The organism is Collinsella sp. CLA-ER-H9 (assembly GCF_040092295.1).
GTDB lineage: Bacteria > Actinomycetota > Coriobacteriia > Coriobacteriales > Coriobacteriaceae > Collinsella.
Genome location: NZ_JBBNLV010000005.1, coordinates 116,404 through 134,870 on the forward strand (window position 1 = coordinate 116,404; position 18,467 = coordinate 134,870).

The window sequence follows — 18,467 nt, forward strand, 5'->3', positions numbered from 1 at the left end:
GTCATGCTAAGTATGTTTCTGGTGACCGTGTTGTCACCGTGAACGGCTCTGGTGGTGATCGACCAAAGAAGGGCACGTGGGCAAGTATTCGTCGCCAAGCTGGATGGTAGTTGGAGGCAAAATGAGGCAGCGATTTACCTATGACTGCGTTCTCATAAAAGAAGACGACGGTTACTGCGCTAGCTTCCCGCAGATTCCCGGCGCCTTTGCCGATGGCGACACGCGCGAAGAAGCGATTGCCCATGCCACCGAGGCACTGATGGCGTTTTTGGCCGACGACCTCAACAACGGTTTGACTCCGGCAGGGTACGAACGCTCGGCCGAGGTCGTGGCCCTTTCAGTCGAAATCGACCACGATGACGCTCGGGAAGCGGCGTGCCGAACATTTAAAGACGCAGCGCTGGACCTCAAAGTCTCCGCTCCGCGGATTACCGCGCTGGTCAAAGCCGGAAAGCTCGATGTTGAACTCGTCGACGGCCGTCGGATGATAACGATAGACAGCATCGAGCGCTACGCCGCCCAAGAACGCCACGCCGGCAGGCCAAAGAAGTTCGTCGCAGTTCAATAACCCCCTCACTTTCACCGACTACTAGAGCCGCTCACCAAACCAACATGCGCTCTGGGCAAATAGGTTGAACGTTTCGTGCGAGAATGCCCCACAGTAAACAAACTTTCACCAGAGCGTAAGGGGCTGGCATACACATGCAGACGGTCTATCGGGTATTCGAGGGAGCGCGTGAGCCGCATCGGCTCGCCGTCGAGCGTACGGCCGAGGTACTCAGCTGTGGTGGCTTGGCCCTGATCCCGACCGAGACCGTCTATGGTGTCGCTGTGGCAGTTAACGCCTTTTCGGACGCCGCGCCTCAAGATACAAGCGAATTCCCATCGTGGCCGCGCGATCCACAGGCCACCGTCAACGGCGCCGCGGTCCCCGCACTCGGTACCGGCTATCGTCGTATCTTTACCCTCAAGCAGCGCGAGCTCACCCAAACGGTTGCCTGGCTGGTCGATGATGCCGAGGCACTCGACCGCTATGGCGTGGATATCCCTAACGAGGCCCGCGTGCTCGCCCGACGATGCTGGCCGGGCGCCCTGACTATCGTGGTCAAGGCGGCCCCCTGCGTGCCGACCTTTATGCGCGCCGCCGACGACACGGTGGCACTTCGCGCTTCGGCCTCGCCCGTGGTGCAGGCGCTCATTCGCGCCTGTGGCAGCCCCCTTGCCTGCACCAGCGCCAACACGCACGGTGCGCCCTCGCCGGCAAGCTTTGCCGCCGTCGAGGGTCGCATCCTGGAGGGTGTCGATGTTGCCGTCGACGCCGGTGAGACTCCGTGTCGCGATGCCTCGACCATCGTGTCGTTCCAGCACGGCGGGCTCCAGATCCTGCGCCAAGGCGCCCTTCCCGCATCAGAGATCGAACGGGTCCTGTCCGACCCGATGCAATAGAAAGGTGTAAGCGATGTCGTTGAATCTGGGCAGCCTGGGCATGGAAGATGCCTCGTTTAACTTTGGCGGTTCCTACATCATGGCGCTCGACTGCGGCACCACCTCGGTACTTGCGACCATCGTCGACGAGTACGGATGCATCGTCGCGCAGGCACGTCGCAGCGTCAAAACCAGTTTTCCGCGTCCCGGTTGGGTAGAGCAAGACCCCATGGCGGTCCTTGCCAGTCAAATCGCCGTCATGATGGAAGTCCAGTTTGAGAGCGGTATCCACTCCGACCGCATTGCCGCCATCGGCATCTCCAACCAGCGCGAGACCACGGTGGTGTGGGACCGCATAAGCGGCCAACCCATCTATAACGCCATCGTGTGGCAATGCCGTCGCACCGCACCTCTGATCGACGAGCTGGTCGAGCAGGGCGCAGAAGAGCTGGTGCGCTCCCGCACGGGGCTTACGCTCGACCCGTATTTCTCGGCCTCCAAGGTGCAGTGGATTCTCGATAACGTCGACGGCGCGCGCGAGAGCGCCGCGGCGGGCGACCTTATGTTCGGCACCATCGACACGTGGCTCATCTACAATCTCACCGGCGGTCAGGTCTTTGCTACCGACTACACCAATGCCAGCCGCACCGCGCTCTTTAATATCCATGCGCTCGATTGGGACGACGATCTGCTGGCGCTTTTCGACGTCCCGCGCTCCATGATGCCCGAGGTTCGTTGGAGCTCGGGCGATTACGGCCGCGTTGCGAGCGACATCATGACCAACATGCCACCCATCATGGGCGTGGCGGGCGACCAGCAGGCGTCGCTATTCGGCCACTGCTGCTTCCATCCCGGCCAGACCAAAAACACCTATGGCACGGGTTGCTTTATGCTCATGAACACCGGCGACGAGATCGTCGAATCCAAGAACGGTCTGGTCTCCACGATCGGTATCGCCGCGGACGGCAAGATCAGCTATGCGCTCGAGGGTTCTATCTTTGCCGCAGGCTCCACCATGAACTGGCTGCGCAACAACATGGGCATCATCTCGAGCGTGAGCGAGTCCGCGCAACTCGCCGCTTCGATCAACGACAACGAGGGCTGCTACCTCGTCCCCGCCTTCGCAGGCCTGGGCGCTCCCTGGTGGGACCCGCATGCTCGCGGTATCGTGTGCGGCCTGACCGGTGCCTCGAGTCGCGCGACCATTGTGCGTGCGGCCTGCGAGTCCATGGCCTATCAGAGTTATGACGTGCTGCGCGCCATGGAGCAGGACGTGGGACTTTCGATTGAGCGCCTGTCCGTCGATGGCGGTGCCTCGCGCAACGAGTTCATCATGCAATTCCAGGCCGATCTGCTGGATATGCCCGTGCTGCAGTGCGAGACGGTGGAGACCACGGCGATCGGCGCCGCGTACTTGGCGGGCCTTGCCGTCGGCTACTGGGAGGATTTGGAGGAGCTGGAGCAAAACGCTCAGATCGTCAAAATCTTCCATCCTCATATGTCCGCCGAGCGCCGTGAGAGCAACCTCGCTGGTTGGCGTGATGCCGTCAAGCGTTCGCTCAGCACCGTTCAGTAGGGTTGCGACGGGGCACTCGATACAACAAACCGTTAAACTTATGCACGGCGCGCGGCAACAACATCGCCATGCGCCTTGTCAGCAAGGCCATCTTCCGGCCGCAACGAAAGGGGCTTCAACCCATGACCGTCACCTACGATACGTCCCGTGTGACCCTTGTCGATCACCCGCTCGTCCAGCACAAGCTGTCGATCTTGCGCGACAAGAGCACCGGCACCAACCAGTTCCGCCAGCTCGTGCGCGAGCTCGCGCTTTTTGACGGCTACGAGGCCATGCGCGATCTGCCCATGGAAGACGTCGAGGTCGAGACCCCCATCACCACCGCAACGTTTAAGCAGCTCGCCGGCAAGAAGCTCGCCATCGTTCCCATCCTGCGTGCAGGCCTTGGTATGGTCGACGGTATCCTCGACCTGGTGCCCTCCGCTCGCGTGGGCCATATCGGCATGGAGCGCGACGAGGTTACCCACGAGCCGCATGAGTATTACTGCAAGATGCCCAAGGATATCGACCAGCGCATTTGCCTGGTTGTCGACCCCATGCTGGCCACGGGTGGCTCAGCCGAGATGGCTATCAGCTACCTGCGCGAGCGTGGTGTCAAGGACATCCGCATGCTGTGCATCGTCGCGGCCCCCGAGGGCCTCAAGTCACTGACCGAAAAGGACCCCGACGTACATATTTATACGTGCGCCATCGATGACCGTCTCAACGAGGCCGCCTACATCGTTCCCGGCCTGGGCGACGCCGGCGACCGCATCTACGGCACGCTCTAGTCGTCGGGCCTTGTCGGCTGCGGTCACAAATACGAAGAAATGGTGCGCGCGGGCGAGCAAAAGACGTCCACGCGCACTCCTGTTAACGGACGTTTAGCCCTGAGGGGTTCGAGAAAAACGTATTACCTACCTGCGGGATAAAGAAGGTCTTAAGAAAACGTACAGCTGCGTATTAACCGATGCTTTTTCGGTTGTACTTTAGCGATTGGCTCGTACAATAGTCACCAATGTTTGGCGGGAACTGTTCTGGGAAGCGTTAAAAAGGAAAGTGAGGACGCCAGTGTTTCAGATAGCCGATCTGCTCGCTATCGTCGCAGGCGCCATCGCGGGCGCGGTCGCCTTTCTCCCCTTTGTCTTTACGCTCAAGCCGGTTCTTGACGATAAACAGAATGCGGACATGCTCAAGGGCATGGTGAGTCTCGCGGTCTCGGCGATCGCGTTGCTTGTCTTTACCTTGGTTGTGTTTGCGTTGTTCGGAGAGGCATTTCGCATGTTCCTCCTGGGCGAGGCGATCGGCTTCGTGGCCTTTATGGCCGCCTGCACGGTTCGCGTCGCCAAGGCGCTGCGAGATCCTCATGAGGTCGAAAGGTAAGTCGTGGAAATTTTTGAAAAGCTGCCTGATGAGATTAATCATCTGGTCAGCGAGTTCAGCTCCACCCCTGTCGTGGGCGATCTGAGCTGCGGCATCACGCAGTACTCGTTTTGGCTGATCGTCTCCACGATCGTGCTCCTGATCGTCCTGGCCGTGTTCAAGAAGAAGCAGACCCTGGTTCCCAAGGGCTTCTTCGTCAACGGTTTCGAGTACATCATCGAGTACGTCGAGAACGATATCGGCAAGGGCGTCGTGGGTGAGAACTGGAAGAAGCACTTCCCGTTCCTGTGCTCGCTTTTCCTGTTCATCCTGATCAATAACATGATCGGCCTGATCCCGGGAATGAAGCCCGGCACCGGTGCAATCGGCTCCACCGCCGCGCTCGCCATCTTCGCCTTCGTGTACTTCATCTACTACGGATGCAAGGCTCACGGCGTGATCGGCTACATCAAGAGCCTCGCCCCGCAGGGCGTGAGCTTCCCGATGAACGTGCTCGTGTGGGTCGTCGAGCTTTTCTCGACCTTCCTGCGCCTCATCACGCTCGCCGTCCGTCTGTTCTGCAACATGTTTGCAGGACACGTGGTCATGGGCTCGTTCGCCATCATGGCGAGCATGTTCATGCAGCCGCTGCTTCAGCAGGTTTCCGCGGCCCACGCCGTCGGCGCCTTGCCTTCGCTGGCCTGGCTTGCCATCCTCATCCTGATCTATGCGATCGAGCTTGTGGTCGGCGCCATCCAGGCTTACGTCTTCACGGTCCTTACCGCCGTGTATGTCTCCGAGGCAGAGGAGGTCGCGGAGGAGGAGTAATCTTCCGTTCGCGCCTCAAAGGTAAGGCAATTCGTTAAACCGCCGGTGCCCGTACCCATGGAGCCCGGCAGTTATAAAAAGGTTATCCTGCGTGAAATAAGACACGCACGACAAAGGAGGAATCGTGGGAGTTATCGGTTACGGTCTCGGTGTTATCGGCGCTGGTCTTGCTATCGGCCTGTCTGCTCTGGGTGCTACGGGTGCTATGGCCCGTCAGCCTGAGGTCCAGGGCCGCGTGTTCACCGTCTTCATCATGGGCTCCGCCTTCGGCGAGGCTCTGGCTCTGATCGGCTTCGTTGTCGCGCTGATCGTTAAATAGCACGGAGCGTCAAGTATGAATCTTTCATCCCAGAAGAGCGCGATCGCACTCTCCGCGTCCGCGGCCGCGCTGCTCATGCCGGTTTCCGCGTTCGCCGAGGACGGCGCTGCCGGTGCGGACATCCTCATCCCTAAGATGGCGGAGTTCATCCCGGCGCTTATCGCCTTCCTGATTATCTGGATCGTGCTGGCCAAGGTCGCCCTGCCGGGCATCATGAAAACCATGGAGGAGCGCGGCAAGAAGATCGAGGAGAGCCTCGACGAGGCCGAGAAGACCAAGCAGGAGGCTATCGCCAAGCGCGCTGAGTCCGACTCGATCGTCACCGACGCCCGTCGTCAGGCTGCCGACATCGTTCTCGAGGCCCGTAAGGACGCCGAGTCCGAGCGCGCCCGTATCATCGAGGCTGCTCACAAGGAGGCCGAGGAGATCATCGCCAAGGCCCATACGACCGTCGAGGACGAGCGCAAGTCCATCTACGCCGGTGCCGCGAGCTCCATCGCCGACCTGTCCGTTGCCGTCGCCACCAAGATCGTGGGCGAGGCACTCGAGGACGAGGGCGAGCAGAAGAAGCTCATCGAGCGCTACATCCAGGAAGCAGGTAGCCTGAATGCCGACTAGCCGCTATCAGGACAAGGTGCTCGAGACCTACGCGCGTTCCCTTTTGGAATCCGCCAAGGCCGAGAACCATGTGTTCGAGGACCTCGAGATGATCGAGCGCCTGGCTAGCGCCAGCCCCGAGATCATCGCCGTGCTCGACACCATGTCCAAGCGCGACCAGCTCGACCTTCTTCCCAAGGTGGCAGCTGCCTTTAAGTATGTTGCCGAGGAAGACGAGGATGTAGTGGGCGTGACCGTCACCACGGCGATCCCGCTCGACGACGAGCTGCGTCAAACCATCACTAAGAAATGCGAGCAGGACTTCGGCCGCAAGGTATTCCTTATCGAGCAGGTCGACCCGTCTATCGTGGGCGGCCTAGTGCTCGAGGCCCGCGGCGAGCGTCGTGACATTTCCGTCAAGACGCAGCTGCGCATCGCGCAGGAGACCCTCGCAAACTCTGCTAATTCGTACGGAGGTGAAGCCTAATGTCCGAAACCCTCAATGCCCAGGATATCGCCAAGAAACTACAGGAGCAGCTCACGAGCCTCTCCGCGACGGTCGATACGCATGAGGTTTCAACGGTCGACGAGGTAGGCGACGGCATCGCGCGCGTCTCCGGCCTCAAGAGCGCCATGGCAGGCGAGCTTCTGGAGTTCAAGAGCTCCGATACCGGTGAGACCGTCTTCGGCCTTGCCCAGAACCTTGACCGTGACGAGGTCGGCGCCGTTCTGTTCGGTTCCGTCGACTCTATCAAGGAAGGCGACGAGTGCCGCACCACTGGCCGCATTATGGATATCCCCGTGAGCCGTGCCATGCTCGGCCGCGTCGTCAATCCGCTCGGCCAGCCTATCGACGGCCTGGGTGACATCGTCGCCACTCACCGTCGTCCCATCGAGTTCAAGGCCCCCGGCGTTATCGACCGTACCCCGGTGTGCGAGCCGGTTCAGACCGGCCTATTGGCTATCGACTCCATGGTGCCTATCGGCCGCGGCCAGCGCGAGCTTATCATCGGCGACCGTAAGACCGGTAAGACCGCCATTGCCATCGACGCTATCCTCAATCAGCGCGGCAAGGGCATGGTCTGCATCTATGTCGCCATCGGCCAGAAGGCCTCCACGGTTGCCAACATCCGCGAGACCCTCGCTCAGCACGGTGCGCTCGACTACACCATCATCGTTTCGGCAACCGCTGCCGATTCTGCCCCTATGCAGTACATCGCGCCTATGGCCGGTGCCGCTATCGGCGAGTTCTTCATGTACAACGGCGAGGACGGTAAGCCCGCCAGCGAGACCAACCCCGGCGGTCACGTGCTCGTCATCTACGATGACCTGTCCAAGCAGGCCGTGGCTTACCGTCAGATGTCGCTGACGCTGCATCGTCCGCCCGGACGCGAGGCCTATCCTGGCGACATCTTCTACCTGCACTCTCGTCTGCTCGAGCGTGCCGTCAAGATGTCCAAGAAGAACGGTTACGGCTCCATGACGGCCCTGCCGATCATCGAGACCCAGGACGGCGACGTTTCGGCCTACATTCCGACCAACGTCATTTCCATTACCGACGGTCAGATTTACCTGCAGTCCGAGCTCTTCTTCCAGGGCCAGCGCCCGGCAGTCGACGTGGGCATCTCCGTGTCCCGCGTCGGTGGTGACGCTCAGACCAAGGCCATGAAGCAGGTTGCCGGCAACCTTCGCCTGGACCTCGCTTCGTATCAGGAGCTCGCCGGCTTTACGCAGTTCGGCTCCGACCTTGACGAGGCTACGCAGAAGCAGCTTACCCACGGCGCTCGCATGACCGAGCTCCTTAAGCAGCCGCGCTACAAGCCGTTTGAAGTTTCCGAGCAGATCGTTACGCTGTTTGCCGGCAACGAGGGCTTCCTCGACGATCTCGAGATCGCCGACGTGCTTCCCTTCCGTGCCGAGCTCATCGAGTACATGGACAACGGTTTTGGCTCGTTGCTCGACAAGGTTCGCGCCAAGAAGATCGACGATGACACCAAGGCTGAGCTCCTGCGCGTCATCGGTGACTTCAAGCAGCAGTTCATGGCCAAGCACCATGCCGATACGACTGGATCAGAGGAGAACTAAGCCCTATGGCCAATCTTCGCGACATTAAGAAGCGAATCTCCTCGGTTACCACGACCAAGCAGATCACGCGCACGATGGAAATGGTCTCTACGGCCAAGATTCGTCGTGCCCTCGATCGCTCCAAGCAGGCCGAGCCCTATAAGGAGGCGCTGACCGACGTCATGTTGACGGTCGCCGGCGACGCCTCCTGTTCGGGCACCGATCCCATGCTGCAGAAGCATGAGAGCGTCAAGCATGGCCTGATTGTCGTTATTGCCTCGGACCGCGGCCTTGCCGGCGGTTTCAATACGACGGTGGAGCGCACGGCCGAAAAGCTCGCCGCTTCTTGGGCGAACGATGGCATCGAGTGCGAGATCATCGCGTGTGGGCGCAAACCGGCCACGTATTTCCGCGACCGCGCAAACGTCGTCATGCATTTTGAGGGCAATTCCTCCGAGCCCGATTTTAATCAGGCTCGCATGATTTCCTCTCATATCTGCGATGCGTATCGTGCCGGCGAGCTTGACCGCGTCGAGCTTGTCTACCACCACGCCAAGAACCGCGTGGATCAGGAGCTTCGCGTCGAGCACTTGCTGCCGCTCGATCCCGAGATGATCGCTATGGCCCACGGTCCGCGTAAGAACGAGACCGACGCCCCTAAGCGCATCTCGTCTACGTTCGAGTTCGTGCCCTCTCCCGAGCATGTTCTCGGCAAGCTTGTGCCGTCTTATATCCTGACGGTCATCTACCAGGCCCTGATCGATTCGGCGGCTGCCGAGCAGGGTGCACGCCGCAAGGCCATGCACTCCGCGACGGAAAACGCCACCGCGATCATCTCGACCCTTACCCGCACGTATAGTCGCGTGCGCCAGGCTTCGATCACGACCGAGATTAACGAGATCGTCGGCGGAGCCTCAGCATTGGAGGAACAGTAATGGCTAATAACACCGTAAAGCTTGCGGTCGAGGAAGCCACCAAGAAGACGACTGCCGGTGATGGTCGCATCGTGCGAATCATCGGCCCTGTCGTCGACGTCAAGTTTGACGGCGCGGTGCCCCCGATCTACAACGCGCTCACGGTCGAGGCCGAGACCCCGATCGGTCATCTGAGCACGATCCTCGAGGTCGAGAGCCAGCTTCCGGGCGGCGTCGTCCGCACGGTCGCCATGTCCTCGACCGACGGCCTGCAGCGCGGCCTCATCGCCACCGATACCGGTGAGCCCATGAAGATGCCCGTTGGCCCCAAGACGCTCGGCCGTATTTGGAACGTTATGGGCAAGCCCGTCGACGGCAAGCCCATGCCCGAGGTGGAGGAGTTCTACCCCATCCACCATGCAGCGCCCCGTTTCGACGAGCTCACCACCAAGACCGAGATCTTCGAGACCGGCATCAAGGCCGTCGACCTGCTCGAGCCCTACATCCGTGGCGGCAAGACGGGTCTGTTCGGCGGCGCCGGCGTCGGCAAGACCGTTCTGATTCAGGAGCTCATCAACAACCTCGCCCAGGAGCACGGCGGCACCTCGGTGTTCACCGGTGTCGGCGAGCGCACCCGTGAGGGTACCGACCTTTATCTCGAGATGAGCGAGTCTGGCGTTATCGACAAGACTTGCTTGGTCTACGGTCAGATGAACGAGCCGCCTGGAGCGCGTCTGCGCATCGGTCTGGCCGGCCTTACCACCGCTGAGTACTTCCGTGATCGTGGCCAGGACGTTCTGCTGTTCATCGATAACATTTTCCGCTTCTCCCAGGCCGGTTCCGAGGTTTCCGCACTGCTGGGCCGTATGCCGTCCGCCGTTGGCTACCAGCCCACGCTGGCAACCGAGATGGGCGACCTCCAGGAGCGCATTACCTCGACCAAGACGGGCTCCATTACCTCCGTCCAGGCTGTCTACGTCCCCGCAGACGACCTGACCGACCCGGCGCCTGCCACGACGTTCACCCACCTCGACGCTACCACGGTTCTTTCGCGTAGCATTTCGTCGCTCGGCCTGTTCCCGGCCATCGACCCGCTCGCGTCTTCTTCCGACGCCCTCGATCCCTCGATCGTCGGCGAGGAGCACTACCGTGTCGCCGTCAAGGTCCAGGAGCTCCTGCAGGAGTACTCCGACCTTCAGGACATCATTGCCATTCTGGGTATGGACGAGCTGTCCGAGGAGCAGCGCCTTACGGTCAACCGTGCCCGTAAGATTCAGCAGTTCCTCTCGCAGTCCTTCCACGTCGCCGAGAAGTTCACCGGCAACCCCGGTGTCTACGTCCGCGTCGAGGATACCGTCCGCTCCTTCGCCGAGATTGTCGACGGCAAGGCCGATGACCTGCCCGAGCAGGCATTCCGCTATGCCTCCACGATTGAGGACGTGCGCGAGCGCGCCCGCAAGATGGAGGAGAAGTAGGTTATGCGTATCCGCATCGTGTGCCCCGTGAGCCTCGCCTATGAGGGTGACGCTGCGTTTGTGTCGATTCCGTCTACGGATGGCGAGTTTGGCGTTTTACCTGCTCACTCCAGCGAAATCTGCACGATCGACCGCGGTTACGTTCGCGTTTCCGATAAGGCCATGGGCACTGTCGACCACACGTTTGCCGTGGTCGGCGGCTACGCCCAGGTCGCGGACGATGTCGTGACCGTCCTCGCCGAGCGCGCTTGCGATTTGGCGACCGTCGATGCCGACAAGGTTAAAGCTGATATTCAAGGTTTTGAAGAGAAGCTGGGTAATTTGTCGGAGGATGATGCACGCCGCGCCTACCTCTATAATGAAATCGCATGGTGTAAGCTCAAGCTTGCCCAATAGTCAAACGCTTTAGCGTTCGACCATTTGCGAACACATCATGCCCGGGATGGCCCAGCCACCCCGGGCATGCTTTTTGAAAGGGTAGACCTTGGATATTATCCGCGTTGAGGGTGGCCACGCCATCGGAGGTTCCGTGCCTGTTTCGGGTGCTAAGAACTCCGCGCTCAAACTTATGGCGGCAACGCTTCTGGCGCCGGGCAAGACGACGCTGCGGAACGTGCCCGATATTTCCGATGTCCACGTGATGGGCAAGGTGCTCAAGGGCATGGGCGCTACGATCGATGTTCTCGACGAGCACACGCTCGAGATCGATACCTCCCAGGTCGATTCTTGGGAGGCCCCCTACGAGCTCGTCGCTAAGATGCGTGCTTCCACCGCCGTCATGGGCCCCCTGCTGGGTCGTTTCCATCGCGCCAAGATCGCCATGCCGGGCGGCTGCAACCTGGGTGCTCGCAAGATCGATATGCATATCTTGGGTCTCGAGGCTCTGGGCGTCGAGTTCGACACCGCCCACGGCTACATCAACGCCAGTGCTCCCCAGGGTCTGCACGGCACCACCGTCACGCTCGAATTCGCGAGCGTGGGCGCCACCGAGAACCTCATCATGGCTGCCGTGCGCGCACAGGGCACCACGGTTATCGACAACGCTGCCCGCGAGCCCGAGATCGTCGACCTTGCCAACATGCTCAACGAGATGGGTGCCAAGATCGTCGGCGCAGGCACGCCCGTCGTGACCATCGAGGGCGTGGAGGAGCTGCATCCCGTTACCCATTGCGTGGTGGGTGACCGCATCGAGGCCGGCACCTTTATCGTCGCCGGCGCCCTCATGGCCGATGAGCGCGGCGTCGATGTTACGGGCTTCTGCCCCATCCACCTGGGAATGGTGCTCAAAAAGATGGAACTTATGGGCATCGAGTGCGAGCGTATCGAGAACGGCGTCCACGTCAATCGCGTCGAGCGCATCAGGCCGGTCGATATCCAGACGCTTCCGTTCCCGGGTTTCCCGACTGATATGCAGGCGCAGATCATGGTGCTTTCGGCCCTTGCCGACGGAAGCTCCGTAATTACCGAGAACATCTTCGAGAACCGCTTCATGTTCGCCTCCGAGCTCGTGCGTATGGGTGCCGATATTCGTATCGAGAGCCATCACGCCATGATTCACGGCGTCAAGGGCTTCTCGGGCGCACAGGTCACCTCGCCCGACCTGCGTGGCGGCGCAGCGCTTGTGGTTGCCGGTCTTATCGCCGATGGCGTTACCGAGGTCTCGGCCATCCATCACATCAAACGTGGCTACGAGCAGTTTGTCGAAAAGCTGCAGGCGCTTGGCGCGCATGTCGAACATGCCACCGTTCCCGATCCCGTCATCTACTAATGCAGGTTGCCTATGTTTAACAAGAAACCCCTAGCGGATAACACCCGAAGACCCTCGACTGGTGCGCAGGCCAAGATCTACAGCCGCGACAATGTCGCACGCTATTCCGAGCGCGCCCGTCAGCGCCGTCGCGGCCGCACGGTTCGCCGCGTAGCTCTCATCGCCGTACTCGGCGTGCTGCTGAGCGCCACGACTGCTGCGGGTCTGTGGTTTGCCACTATCATGGGCAAGCTTGGCGACTCCAATGTCATTACCAACAACCTGCGCCAGATTCTGGTCGATACCAATGAGGCAAAAGATCCGTTCTACGTGTTGCTTCTTGGTACCGACGGTCGTCCGGGCGAGGATACGTATCGTGCCGACTCGATTATCCTGGCACGCATCGACCCCACGCAAAAGCAGGCGACGCTCATTTCCGTTCCGCGCGACACCAAGGTCGTGTACAAGGGCGAGACCATGAAGATCAACGCCTGCCACACCGTTGGCGGCGCCGAGGCCATGGTCCAGGCGGTCAACGAGCTGTGCGGCGTGCAGATTTCTCACTATGCCGAGGTCAGCTTTGACGGCATGCAGTCGCTTATTGATTCGGTTGGCGGTATCGACATCAACGCGACCGACGACGTCGACGATCCCGAGCACCTGGATATTAAGATTACCGCTGGTCAGCAGCATATGGACGGCGCTACTGCCCTTACCTATGCCCGCTGCCGCTACACCTATGCCGACGGCGATTACACGCGCATGCGCCATCAGCGTCAGGTGCTTGGCGCCCTTGCCAACCAGATTCTCAATAACTTCGATGCCACGAAGATCTTTGGCCTGGTTAATTCGCTGTCCGATATGCTCGTAACCGATATGAGCGTTCAGGATATCGTCTCCACGGTTAATGCCATGCGCGGCATGGATGTCGAGGGCATCTACTCGGCCAACCTGCCTTCGTATGCTGACGACAGCACTATGATCGACGGCGTGAGCTATGTCTTTGTCTACGAAGACGAGCTTAAGGAAATGATGGCCCGCGTCGACGCCGGTGAGGATCCCAAGGGCCCCAACGCCATGGGCCTTTCAGACGGCTCCAGCTCCACAATCGGTGACCTCAACAACAATACGTCCGAGGACTACGCATATGGCACCGCGACCTCGTCGGGTGGCTCGGACGATTCCGACGATTCGAGCGACGGCTCCGATTACTACGAAGAGCCCACCGGTGACGGCAACGGCTACGAAGCCAACTATTAGAGTTACGCGGGCTTACCAGCCCGCGTAACGGCTCGACGCTGCGCGGGCCGCATTTGGACAATCTGACGTTCAACTTCAAGGGCGCGACCAGAAGGTCAGCACCCTTTCGTTTCACGCCACCTTGTCTCAAATGCGACCCGCTCGCTGTCGTTGCCAAAACATCGACGTAGTCATTGGGGACGTTCTTAAATGACTAGTCAAAGGGGACACTCTTGCGGCACTTGACACTTGGCTCTTGGGGACGTTCCTTATGTGCCGGCAGTTTGGGATATACCTTGCGTCAAGAGGCTGGCGCGCGTCAACCTGTTCTCATTGCAGCAAAAAATCGCCCCGTTCTCGGTTGAGGACGGGGCGATTCGTCTTTTGGGCTTATGCAGCCAGTCTTATGCGAAACGGGCGACGAGCTCCTGCAGGACGTCGGTCATCTTGACGAGCGAGCTGACCGGGACAAACTCGTTGACGCCGTGGTAACAGTAGCCGCCTGTCGAGAGGTTGGGGCAGGGCAGGCCGCGGAACGACAGCTGCGCGCCGTCGGTGCCGCCGCGAATCGGCAGTACTTGGGGCTCAACGCCGCAGGCAAGGTAGGCTTCCTTGGCAACATCAATAAGCTCCGGGTAGTCGCGAACGATCTCGGCCATGTTGCGGTACTGGTGCTTAATCTCGACCGTTACGCGCTCCTCGCCCAGTCGCTGGTTGAGCAGTGCGGCGGCGGCATTCATCAGCTCGAGTTTCTGCTGGAACTTGGCGGCATCGTGATCACGGACGATATAGCGCGCCGTGGCATGGTCGACCGTTGCCGAGACGCCCTCAAGGTGATAGAAGCCCTCGTAGCCCTCGGTGTATTCCGGGCGCTGCTCGTAGGGGAGCAGGGCGTTGAAGTCGCAGAACAGGTTGCCCGCGTTGACCATGCGCCCCTTGGCGTCGCCGGGGTGAATGGACTGGCCCTCAAAGCGAACGGTTGCCTCGGCGGCGTTGAAGCACTCCCACTCAAGCTCGCCAACCGGACCGCCGTCGACCGTGTAAGCGTACTTGCAGCCGAAGGCCTCGATATCCAACAGCTCGGCACCGTGACCGATTTCCTCGTCCGGGCAGAAGCAAATGCCGAGCGCGGGATGGGGCAGGGAGGGATCCTGCGCGATGCGTGCGACAAGCGCCATGATTTCGGCGACACCCGCCTTGTCGTCGGCGCCCAGCAGCGTAGTTCCGTCGGTGCAGACAAGGTCCTCACCCACCAGGTTGTTGAGGGCGGGAAGCTTGGCGGTGCTCATGGACACGGGCTTGCCGTCGACGATGCCGCAAACCAGATCGCCGCCCTCGTAGTGCACGATGTGCGGCGCTACGCCGGCGCCCGGCGCGACCTCGGTGGTATCGAGGTGCGCGATCAGGCCCAGGGCGGGCTTATTCTCGGAACCGGCGCTAGCGGGAATGTGCGCGCAGACATAGGCGTTTTCGGTTACATGGGCATCGGTTGCACCCAGCTCGCGCAGTTCTTCGGCAAGCACGTTGGCAAGGTCGAACTGTACGGTGCTCGACGGCACCTGGTCGCAGTTGGCATCCTCGGACTGCGTGTTGATCTGGACATAGCGCAAAAAACGCTCGAGGACGTCGGGGTCCGTGGTGGTGTTTTCCATAAAGATCGCTCCAATCTTGGTCGTCGTGTGCAACAAGAACTCTAGCACGGTATGCCGCGGCATACCGCGACGCTTGGATGGGGTAGAATCAGCCATTGAGTGCAGAAGGGACGGATGTTCATGGATACGACAAATAGCTCGCGCGAGCTACACCTAACGGTGGCGAACGAAGACTACTTGGAGTGCATGGTTCGCATCGAAAGCGAAGATGGGGAGACCGGCGGCGTGCGGTCGGTCGATATCGCACAGCGCCTTGGCGTCTCGAAGGCATCGGTCAACAAGGCGGTTTCGGCTCTCAAGGCATCTGAACTTGTCGAACAGTCTCACTACGGCAAAGTTATCCTGACTGACCGTGGGCGCGAGGTCGGCTCGGCTATCTGGTATCGCCATCGTCTGGTCCGCACGTTTTTGGTTCAGGAACTCGGTGTCGAATTTGGGCGAGCCGATTCCGAGGCCTGCATGATGGAGCATGCTCTATCCGAGGACACGATGAACCGCTGGCTCGCCTATCTCGAAAAGCAGGGAATCAGCGTCGAGGAATAGCGGGATATATATGGATACGAGTTATTACAACCGCTTTGGTGCCGAGGAACTTACGCGCCGCTTGTCGAGCGAGACCTTGTTGGCGCAGGGCCCCATGGGCAGTGTTCTGTTGAGTGAGTACGATGCCGCCGACATTCCACCGGCGTTTTGGAATCTGGCAGAGCCGCAGACCGTTTCTCGTATCCATCGCTTGTATGTCGCCGCCGGCGCGCAGGTGCTCATTACCAACACCTTTCAGGCATCAAGCTATGCCCTCAAGCACGACCAGATTGCGCCGTCCGTGGCGGAGGTCAATCGCGGGGCCGTCGACGATGCCCGCCAGGCGCACCCTCAGCTGCTACTGGGCTCGATGGGCCCGATCGGTATTGAGTGGTTTGCCGAAGACTCTACCGAGTATCGTGAAATCCGAGGCATTGCACGCGAACAGGCGCACGCCTTGCTCAATGCCGGTGTTGATGGTCTGCTGGTCGAGACGGTGACGTCTATCCGTAATTTGCAGCCCATGCTTGCCGGCGCTCGAGATGCCGCCGACGGCATGCCTGTCCTGGTGAGTTTTGTCGTTGACGATAAAGGCGACCTGTTGGGCGATGGCCTCAACATCGAGGCAGCCGTTTTGTACGCCGAAAAACACGGCGCAAACTCGGTTGGTGTTAATTGCTGTTCGCTTGCGGCCGCGAACGCGGCGGTGCCCAGGATGGTTGCATCGGCGACTACTCCCGTCACGGTGCGTCCCAACGTGGGCGATCCGGTCCAGACTCAGGATGGTCCCGTGTGGCATGAGGACCCCGAAGCCTTCGCTCGCGCATGCGTCGAGTGGAAGCGGGCGGGCGCCGCAATGGTAGGCAGCTGCTGCGGAACCACGGCGGTTACGACAGCCGCTATGGCAGATGCGCTCAATATATAGAACCCGAAAATGGGAGTATCGAATCACCGCCCCCGCTGGGGCGGTTTTTTTGTTGTCGGTGCGCACCTCGACGCTTTTGCCTAAACGGTGAACGAGCGTGCCGGCGGCTTGCCGGATGCCCGTTGCGGGTATACCTCATGCGTACCATGATCCAAACACTGCGAGGTGTCTGCGCGTGTGCGCGATAATTCACTTTGGAACTGACGGTTGGCGAGCTCGCGTCGACGGAGACTTTACTATCAACAACGTCGCTCGTGTCACTGATGCTATCGGCAGGCTATGGCAAAAGACGAATCCCGGTAAAACGGTATATGTAGGATTTGACACTCGGCCGCAAGCGCGCGAGTTCGCCGAGCTCGCGGCGGGCGTGATTGCCGCCCACGGGCTCGATGCCGTGCTCGTGTCTCGACCGGTGCCGACTCCCGCTCTTACGTGGGCGGCTGCGTATGACGGCGAGGCATGCGGCGCGCTTATGCTGACGGGCTCACATCATCCGCAGGGCTATCTATGCCTCAAGCTGCGGATGGGTGATGGCTCGACGGCCAACCAGGATGTCATCGAAGAGCTCGAGGAGACGATGGCCGCCGAGCCGCTGGGGCTTGAGGGGCAATACCGCGCGGCAGATATCATTCCCGACTATATGCGAGCGGTGGCATCGTTTGTCGACGCGGATGCCATTCGCGCCGCGCATATGCGTGTGGTGGTTGACCCCATGGGCGGAGCTGCGCAGGGATATCTTGCCGACTTGCTTCGAGAGCTTGGCGTCGAAGTCCATGAGATTCACGCCGACGAGACGACCGATAGGGGAGATATCTGCCCCGACCCGGTCGAGCCGTGGGTGGATGCTTGTGAGCGCGCAGTTGTCGAAGACGGGGCGTGCGCCGGTCTGGTGACTGATGGCGACGCCGATCGTATCGGCGCGGTTGATGAGCGCGGCAGATATATACATCCGCATCAGATCATGGCGCTCGTTTTGGGCGATTTGGTCCAGTATCGCAATCTGAAGGGACGCGTCGTCGTCAACCTTTCATGCTCCACGCTTGTGCGTCGCATTGCCGAGGCGCTCGGCTGCCGCGTGGTCATCAAGCCCGTCGGTTTTAAATATATAGCCGCCGAGATGAAGAAGGGCAGCGTTCTCGTGGGCGGTGAAGAGGCCGGTGGTATCGGTATCGCCGCGCACATGCCCGAGCGTGACGGCATCCTTGCCTGCCTGATTTTGTGCGAGCTCATGGCCAAGACCGGCGCGCCCTTGGGCGTGCTTATCGATCAGCTCGAGGCGAGCTTTGGCAAGACGAGTTACGGACGTCGAGATTTGCGCCTTGAGGCCGAGGATGCCGAGACGTTGCGCACGCTGCTTCCCGGCGTGAATCCCAAGTCGATATGCGGCAAGGCGCCGCAGAGCGTAAGCCATATGGACGGCTTACGTCTGGCATTTGAGGATGACACCTGGCTGCTGATCCGTCCCAGCGGGACCGAACCGGTGGTGCGCGTGTACGCCGAGGGCTTTTCGGTGGAGGAGCGCGATGAGCTGCTAGATGCCGGCTGCGCTTTGGCCAGGGGCGCATATCGGCTATAGCCAAGGGGCCACTCTATATAAAGATGTGCTCGGCAAGCGGTAGCTATCAACTGGCAAGCGTCAGTTGAAGGCACAGTTGTGTAGGAAATGTGTGCGCCCAGATTCCCGCCCCCGGGGCCCCTCCGGTCTGGCAATATATTTCCTTGCCGCGCGGCCCGGTGAGACCGGATCAGCCGCGGGGCGTGCACCTTGAGAACCGGATACTGCGAGGATGGACACACCAGATGTGTCGCATCCGGGCAGACATCGAACCATTTGAAATGGTCT

19 protein-coding genes are annotated in these 18,467 nt (G+C 60.5%); 18 read left to right on the plus strand and 1 reads right to left on the minus strand.

What is annotated here, in order from left to right; genetic code table 11:
* Positions 1-76: 76 nt before the first annotated feature.
* The 15 genes from AAAX73_RS04965 (at position 77) to AAAX73_RS05035 (ending at position 13,546) form a co-directional block, all read left to right on the plus strand.
* Positions 77-568 (plus strand): type II toxin-antitoxin system HicB family antitoxin, encoded by a 492-nt coding sequence (locus tag AAAX73_RS04965; protein ID WP_349125221.1) that lies wholly within the window; start codon positions 77-79, stop codon positions 566-568.
* A gap of 134 nt (positions 569-702) precedes the next feature.
* A complete protein-coding gene (locus tag AAAX73_RS04970) occupies positions 703-1,446 on the plus strand; it encodes an L-threonylcarbamoyladenylate synthase (RefSeq protein WP_349125222.1) in 744 nt (247 codons plus the stop codon).
* 13 nt (positions 1,447-1,459) lie between these two features.
* Positions 1,460-3,001, plus strand: coding sequence for a glycerol kinase GlpK (gene glpK, locus AAAX73_RS04975; RefSeq protein WP_349125223.1), 1,542 nt, complete (start codon positions 1,460-1,462; stop codon positions 2,999-3,001).
* A gap of 122 nt (positions 3,002-3,123) precedes the next feature.
* Positions 3,124-3,771, plus strand: a complete 648-nt coding sequence (gene upp / locus AAAX73_RS04980; RefSeq protein WP_349125224.1) for a uracil phosphoribosyltransferase — start codon at positions 3,124-3,126, stop codon at positions 3,769-3,771.
* A 280-nt stretch (positions 3,772-4,051) separates the two neighbouring features.
* Positions 4,052-4,363, plus strand: coding sequence for a hypothetical protein (locus AAAX73_RS04985; protein WP_117770551.1), 312 nt, complete (start codon positions 4,052-4,054; stop codon positions 4,361-4,363).
* Between the two features lie 3 nt (positions 4,364-4,366).
* Entirely contained in the window at positions 4,367-5,170 is an 804-nt protein-coding gene (gene atpB / locus AAAX73_RS04990) for a F0F1 ATP synthase subunit A (RefSeq protein WP_022094263.1), read from the plus strand.
* A 124-nt stretch (positions 5,171-5,294) separates the two neighbouring features.
* On the plus strand, positions 5,295-5,489 hold the full coding sequence (locus AAAX73_RS04995; protein WP_022094262.1) for an ATP synthase subunit C: 195 nt from the start codon (positions 5,295-5,297) through the stop codon (positions 5,487-5,489).
* A 15-nt stretch (positions 5,490-5,504) separates the two neighbouring features.
* The gene (gene atpF, locus AAAX73_RS05000; protein ID WP_195192805.1) at positions 5,505-6,107 is read left to right on the plus strand and encodes a F0F1 ATP synthase subunit B; all 603 of its coding nucleotides are present in this window, start codon (positions 5,505-5,507) and stop codon (positions 6,105-6,107) included.
* Complete coding sequence (locus AAAX73_RS05005) at positions 6,097-6,573, plus strand: F0F1 ATP synthase subunit delta (RefSeq protein ID WP_161155779.1); 477 nt, start codon at positions 6,097-6,099, stop codon at positions 6,571-6,573. Before atpF ends, AAAX73_RS05005 begins: the two co-directional genes overlap by 11 nt.
* Positions 6,573-8,171, plus strand: coding sequence for a F0F1 ATP synthase subunit alpha (gene atpA, locus AAAX73_RS05010; RefSeq protein ID WP_349125225.1), 1,599 nt, complete (start codon positions 6,573-6,575; stop codon positions 8,169-8,171). The genes AAAX73_RS05005 and atpA overlap by 1 nt, the downstream gene beginning before the upstream one ends.
* 5 nt (positions 8,172-8,176) lie before the next feature.
* Complete coding sequence (atpG, locus tag AAAX73_RS05015) at positions 8,177-9,085, plus strand: ATP synthase F1 subunit gamma (RefSeq protein ID WP_006235716.1); 909 nt, start codon at positions 8,177-8,179, stop codon at positions 9,083-9,085.
* Positions 9,085-10,539: a F0F1 ATP synthase subunit beta gene (gene atpD, locus AAAX73_RS05020; RefSeq protein WP_118081617.1), complete on the plus strand. Its 1,455-nt coding sequence runs from the start codon at positions 9,085-9,087 to the stop codon at positions 10,537-10,539. The genes atpG and atpD overlap by 1 nt, the downstream gene beginning before the upstream one ends.
* A gap of 3 nt (positions 10,540-10,542) precedes the next feature.
* Positions 10,543-10,935, plus strand: a complete 393-nt coding sequence (gene atpC, locus AAAX73_RS05025) for an ATP synthase F1 subunit epsilon (RefSeq protein ID WP_271743178.1) — start codon at positions 10,543-10,545, stop codon at positions 10,933-10,935.
* Between the two features lie 88 nt (positions 10,936-11,023).
* Positions 11,024-12,307: a UDP-N-acetylglucosamine 1-carboxyvinyltransferase gene (gene murA / locus AAAX73_RS05030; protein ID WP_271743179.1), complete on the plus strand. Its 1,284-nt coding sequence runs from the start codon at positions 11,024-11,026 to the stop codon at positions 12,305-12,307.
* A gap of 12 nt (positions 12,308-12,319) precedes the next feature.
* The gene (locus tag AAAX73_RS05035; RefSeq protein ID WP_349125226.1) at positions 12,320-13,546 is read left to right on the plus strand and encodes an LCP family protein; all 1,227 of its coding nucleotides are present in this window, start codon (positions 12,320-12,322) and stop codon (positions 13,544-13,546) included.
* A 383-nt stretch (positions 13,547-13,929) separates the two neighbouring features.
* On the opposite strand, the gene pepT is transcribed toward AAAX73_RS05035, so the two are convergent.
* On the minus strand, positions 13,930-15,177 hold the full coding sequence (gene pepT, locus AAAX73_RS05040; protein ID WP_349125227.1) for a peptidase T: 1,248 nt from the start codon (positions 15,175-15,177) through the stop codon (positions 13,930-13,932).
* A 120-nt stretch (positions 15,178-15,297) separates the two neighbouring features.
* Here pepT and AAAX73_RS05045 point away from each other — a divergent pair, with 120 nt between their 5' ends.
* The 3 genes from AAAX73_RS05045 to AAAX73_RS05055 all read left to right on the plus strand — a co-directional run bounded on the left by AAAX73_RS05045 (position 15,298) and on the right by AAAX73_RS05055 (position 18,200).
* Positions 15,298-15,720, plus strand: coding sequence for a metal-dependent transcriptional regulator (locus AAAX73_RS05045; protein ID WP_349125228.1), 423 nt, complete (start codon positions 15,298-15,300; stop codon positions 15,718-15,720).
* 10 nt (positions 15,721-15,730) lie between these two features.
* Positions 15,731-16,624 carry a homocysteine S-methyltransferase family protein gene (locus tag AAAX73_RS05050; protein ID WP_349125229.1) on the plus strand — a complete coding sequence of 298 codons (894 nt, stop codon included), beginning with the start codon at positions 15,731-15,733 and terminating at the stop codon, positions 16,622-16,624.
* 175 nt (positions 16,625-16,799) lie between these two features.
* The gene (locus AAAX73_RS05055; RefSeq protein ID WP_349125230.1) at positions 16,800-18,200 is read left to right on the plus strand and encodes a phosphoglucomutase/phosphomannomutase family protein; all 1,401 of its coding nucleotides are present in this window, start codon (positions 16,800-16,802) and stop codon (positions 18,198-18,200) included.
* Positions 18,201-18,467 lie beyond the last annotated feature (267 nt).

What these genes read in the sequence shown, in the direction of transcription:
- atpF (WP_195192805.1), top strand. Translation starts at nt 5,505, where the DNA reads ATGAATCTTTCATCCCAGAAGAGCGCGATCGCACTCTCCGCGTCCGCG.
- glpK (WP_349125223.1), top strand. Translation starts at nt 1,460, where the DNA reads ATGTCGTTGAATCTGGGCAGCCTGGGCATGGAAGATGCCTCGTTTAAC.
- AAAX73_RS05005 (WP_161155779.1), top strand. Translation starts at nt 6,097, where the DNA reads ATGCCGACTAGCCGCTATCAGGACAAGGTGCTCGAGACCTACGCGCGT.
- atpA (WP_349125225.1), top strand. Translation starts at nt 6,573, where the DNA reads ATGTCCGAAACCCTCAATGCCCAGGATATCGCCAAGAAACTACAGGAG.
- AAAX73_RS05045 (WP_349125228.1), top strand. Translation starts at nt 15,298, where the DNA reads ATGGATACGACAAATAGCTCGCGCGAGCTACACCTAACGGTGGCGAAC.
- atpC (WP_271743178.1), top strand. Translation starts at nt 10,543, where the DNA reads ATGCGTATCCGCATCGTGTGCCCCGTGAGCCTCGCCTATGAGGGTGAC.
- AAAX73_RS05050 (WP_349125229.1), top strand. Translation starts at nt 15,731, where the DNA reads ATGGATACGAGTTATTACAACCGCTTTGGTGCCGAGGAACTTACGCGC.
- upp (WP_349125224.1), top strand. Translation starts at nt 3,124, where the DNA reads ATGACCGTCACCTACGATACGTCCCGTGTGACCCTTGTCGATCACCCG.
- AAAX73_RS04970 (WP_349125222.1), top strand. Translation starts at nt 703, where the DNA reads ATGCAGACGGTCTATCGGGTATTCGAGGGAGCGCGTGAGCCGCATCGG.
- atpD (WP_118081617.1), top strand. Translation starts at nt 9,085, where the DNA reads ATGGCTAATAACACCGTAAAGCTTGCGGTCGAGGAAGCCACCAAGAAG.
- atpG (WP_006235716.1), top strand. Translation starts at nt 8,177, where the DNA reads ATGGCCAATCTTCGCGACATTAAGAAGCGAATCTCCTCGGTTACCACG.
- pepT (WP_349125227.1), bottom strand. Translation starts at nt 15,177, where the DNA reads ATGGAAAACACCACCACGGACCCCGACGTCCTCGAGCGTTTTTTGCGC.
- AAAX73_RS05035 (WP_349125226.1), top strand. Translation starts at nt 12,320, where the DNA reads ATGTTTAACAAGAAACCCCTAGCGGATAACACCCGAAGACCCTCGACT.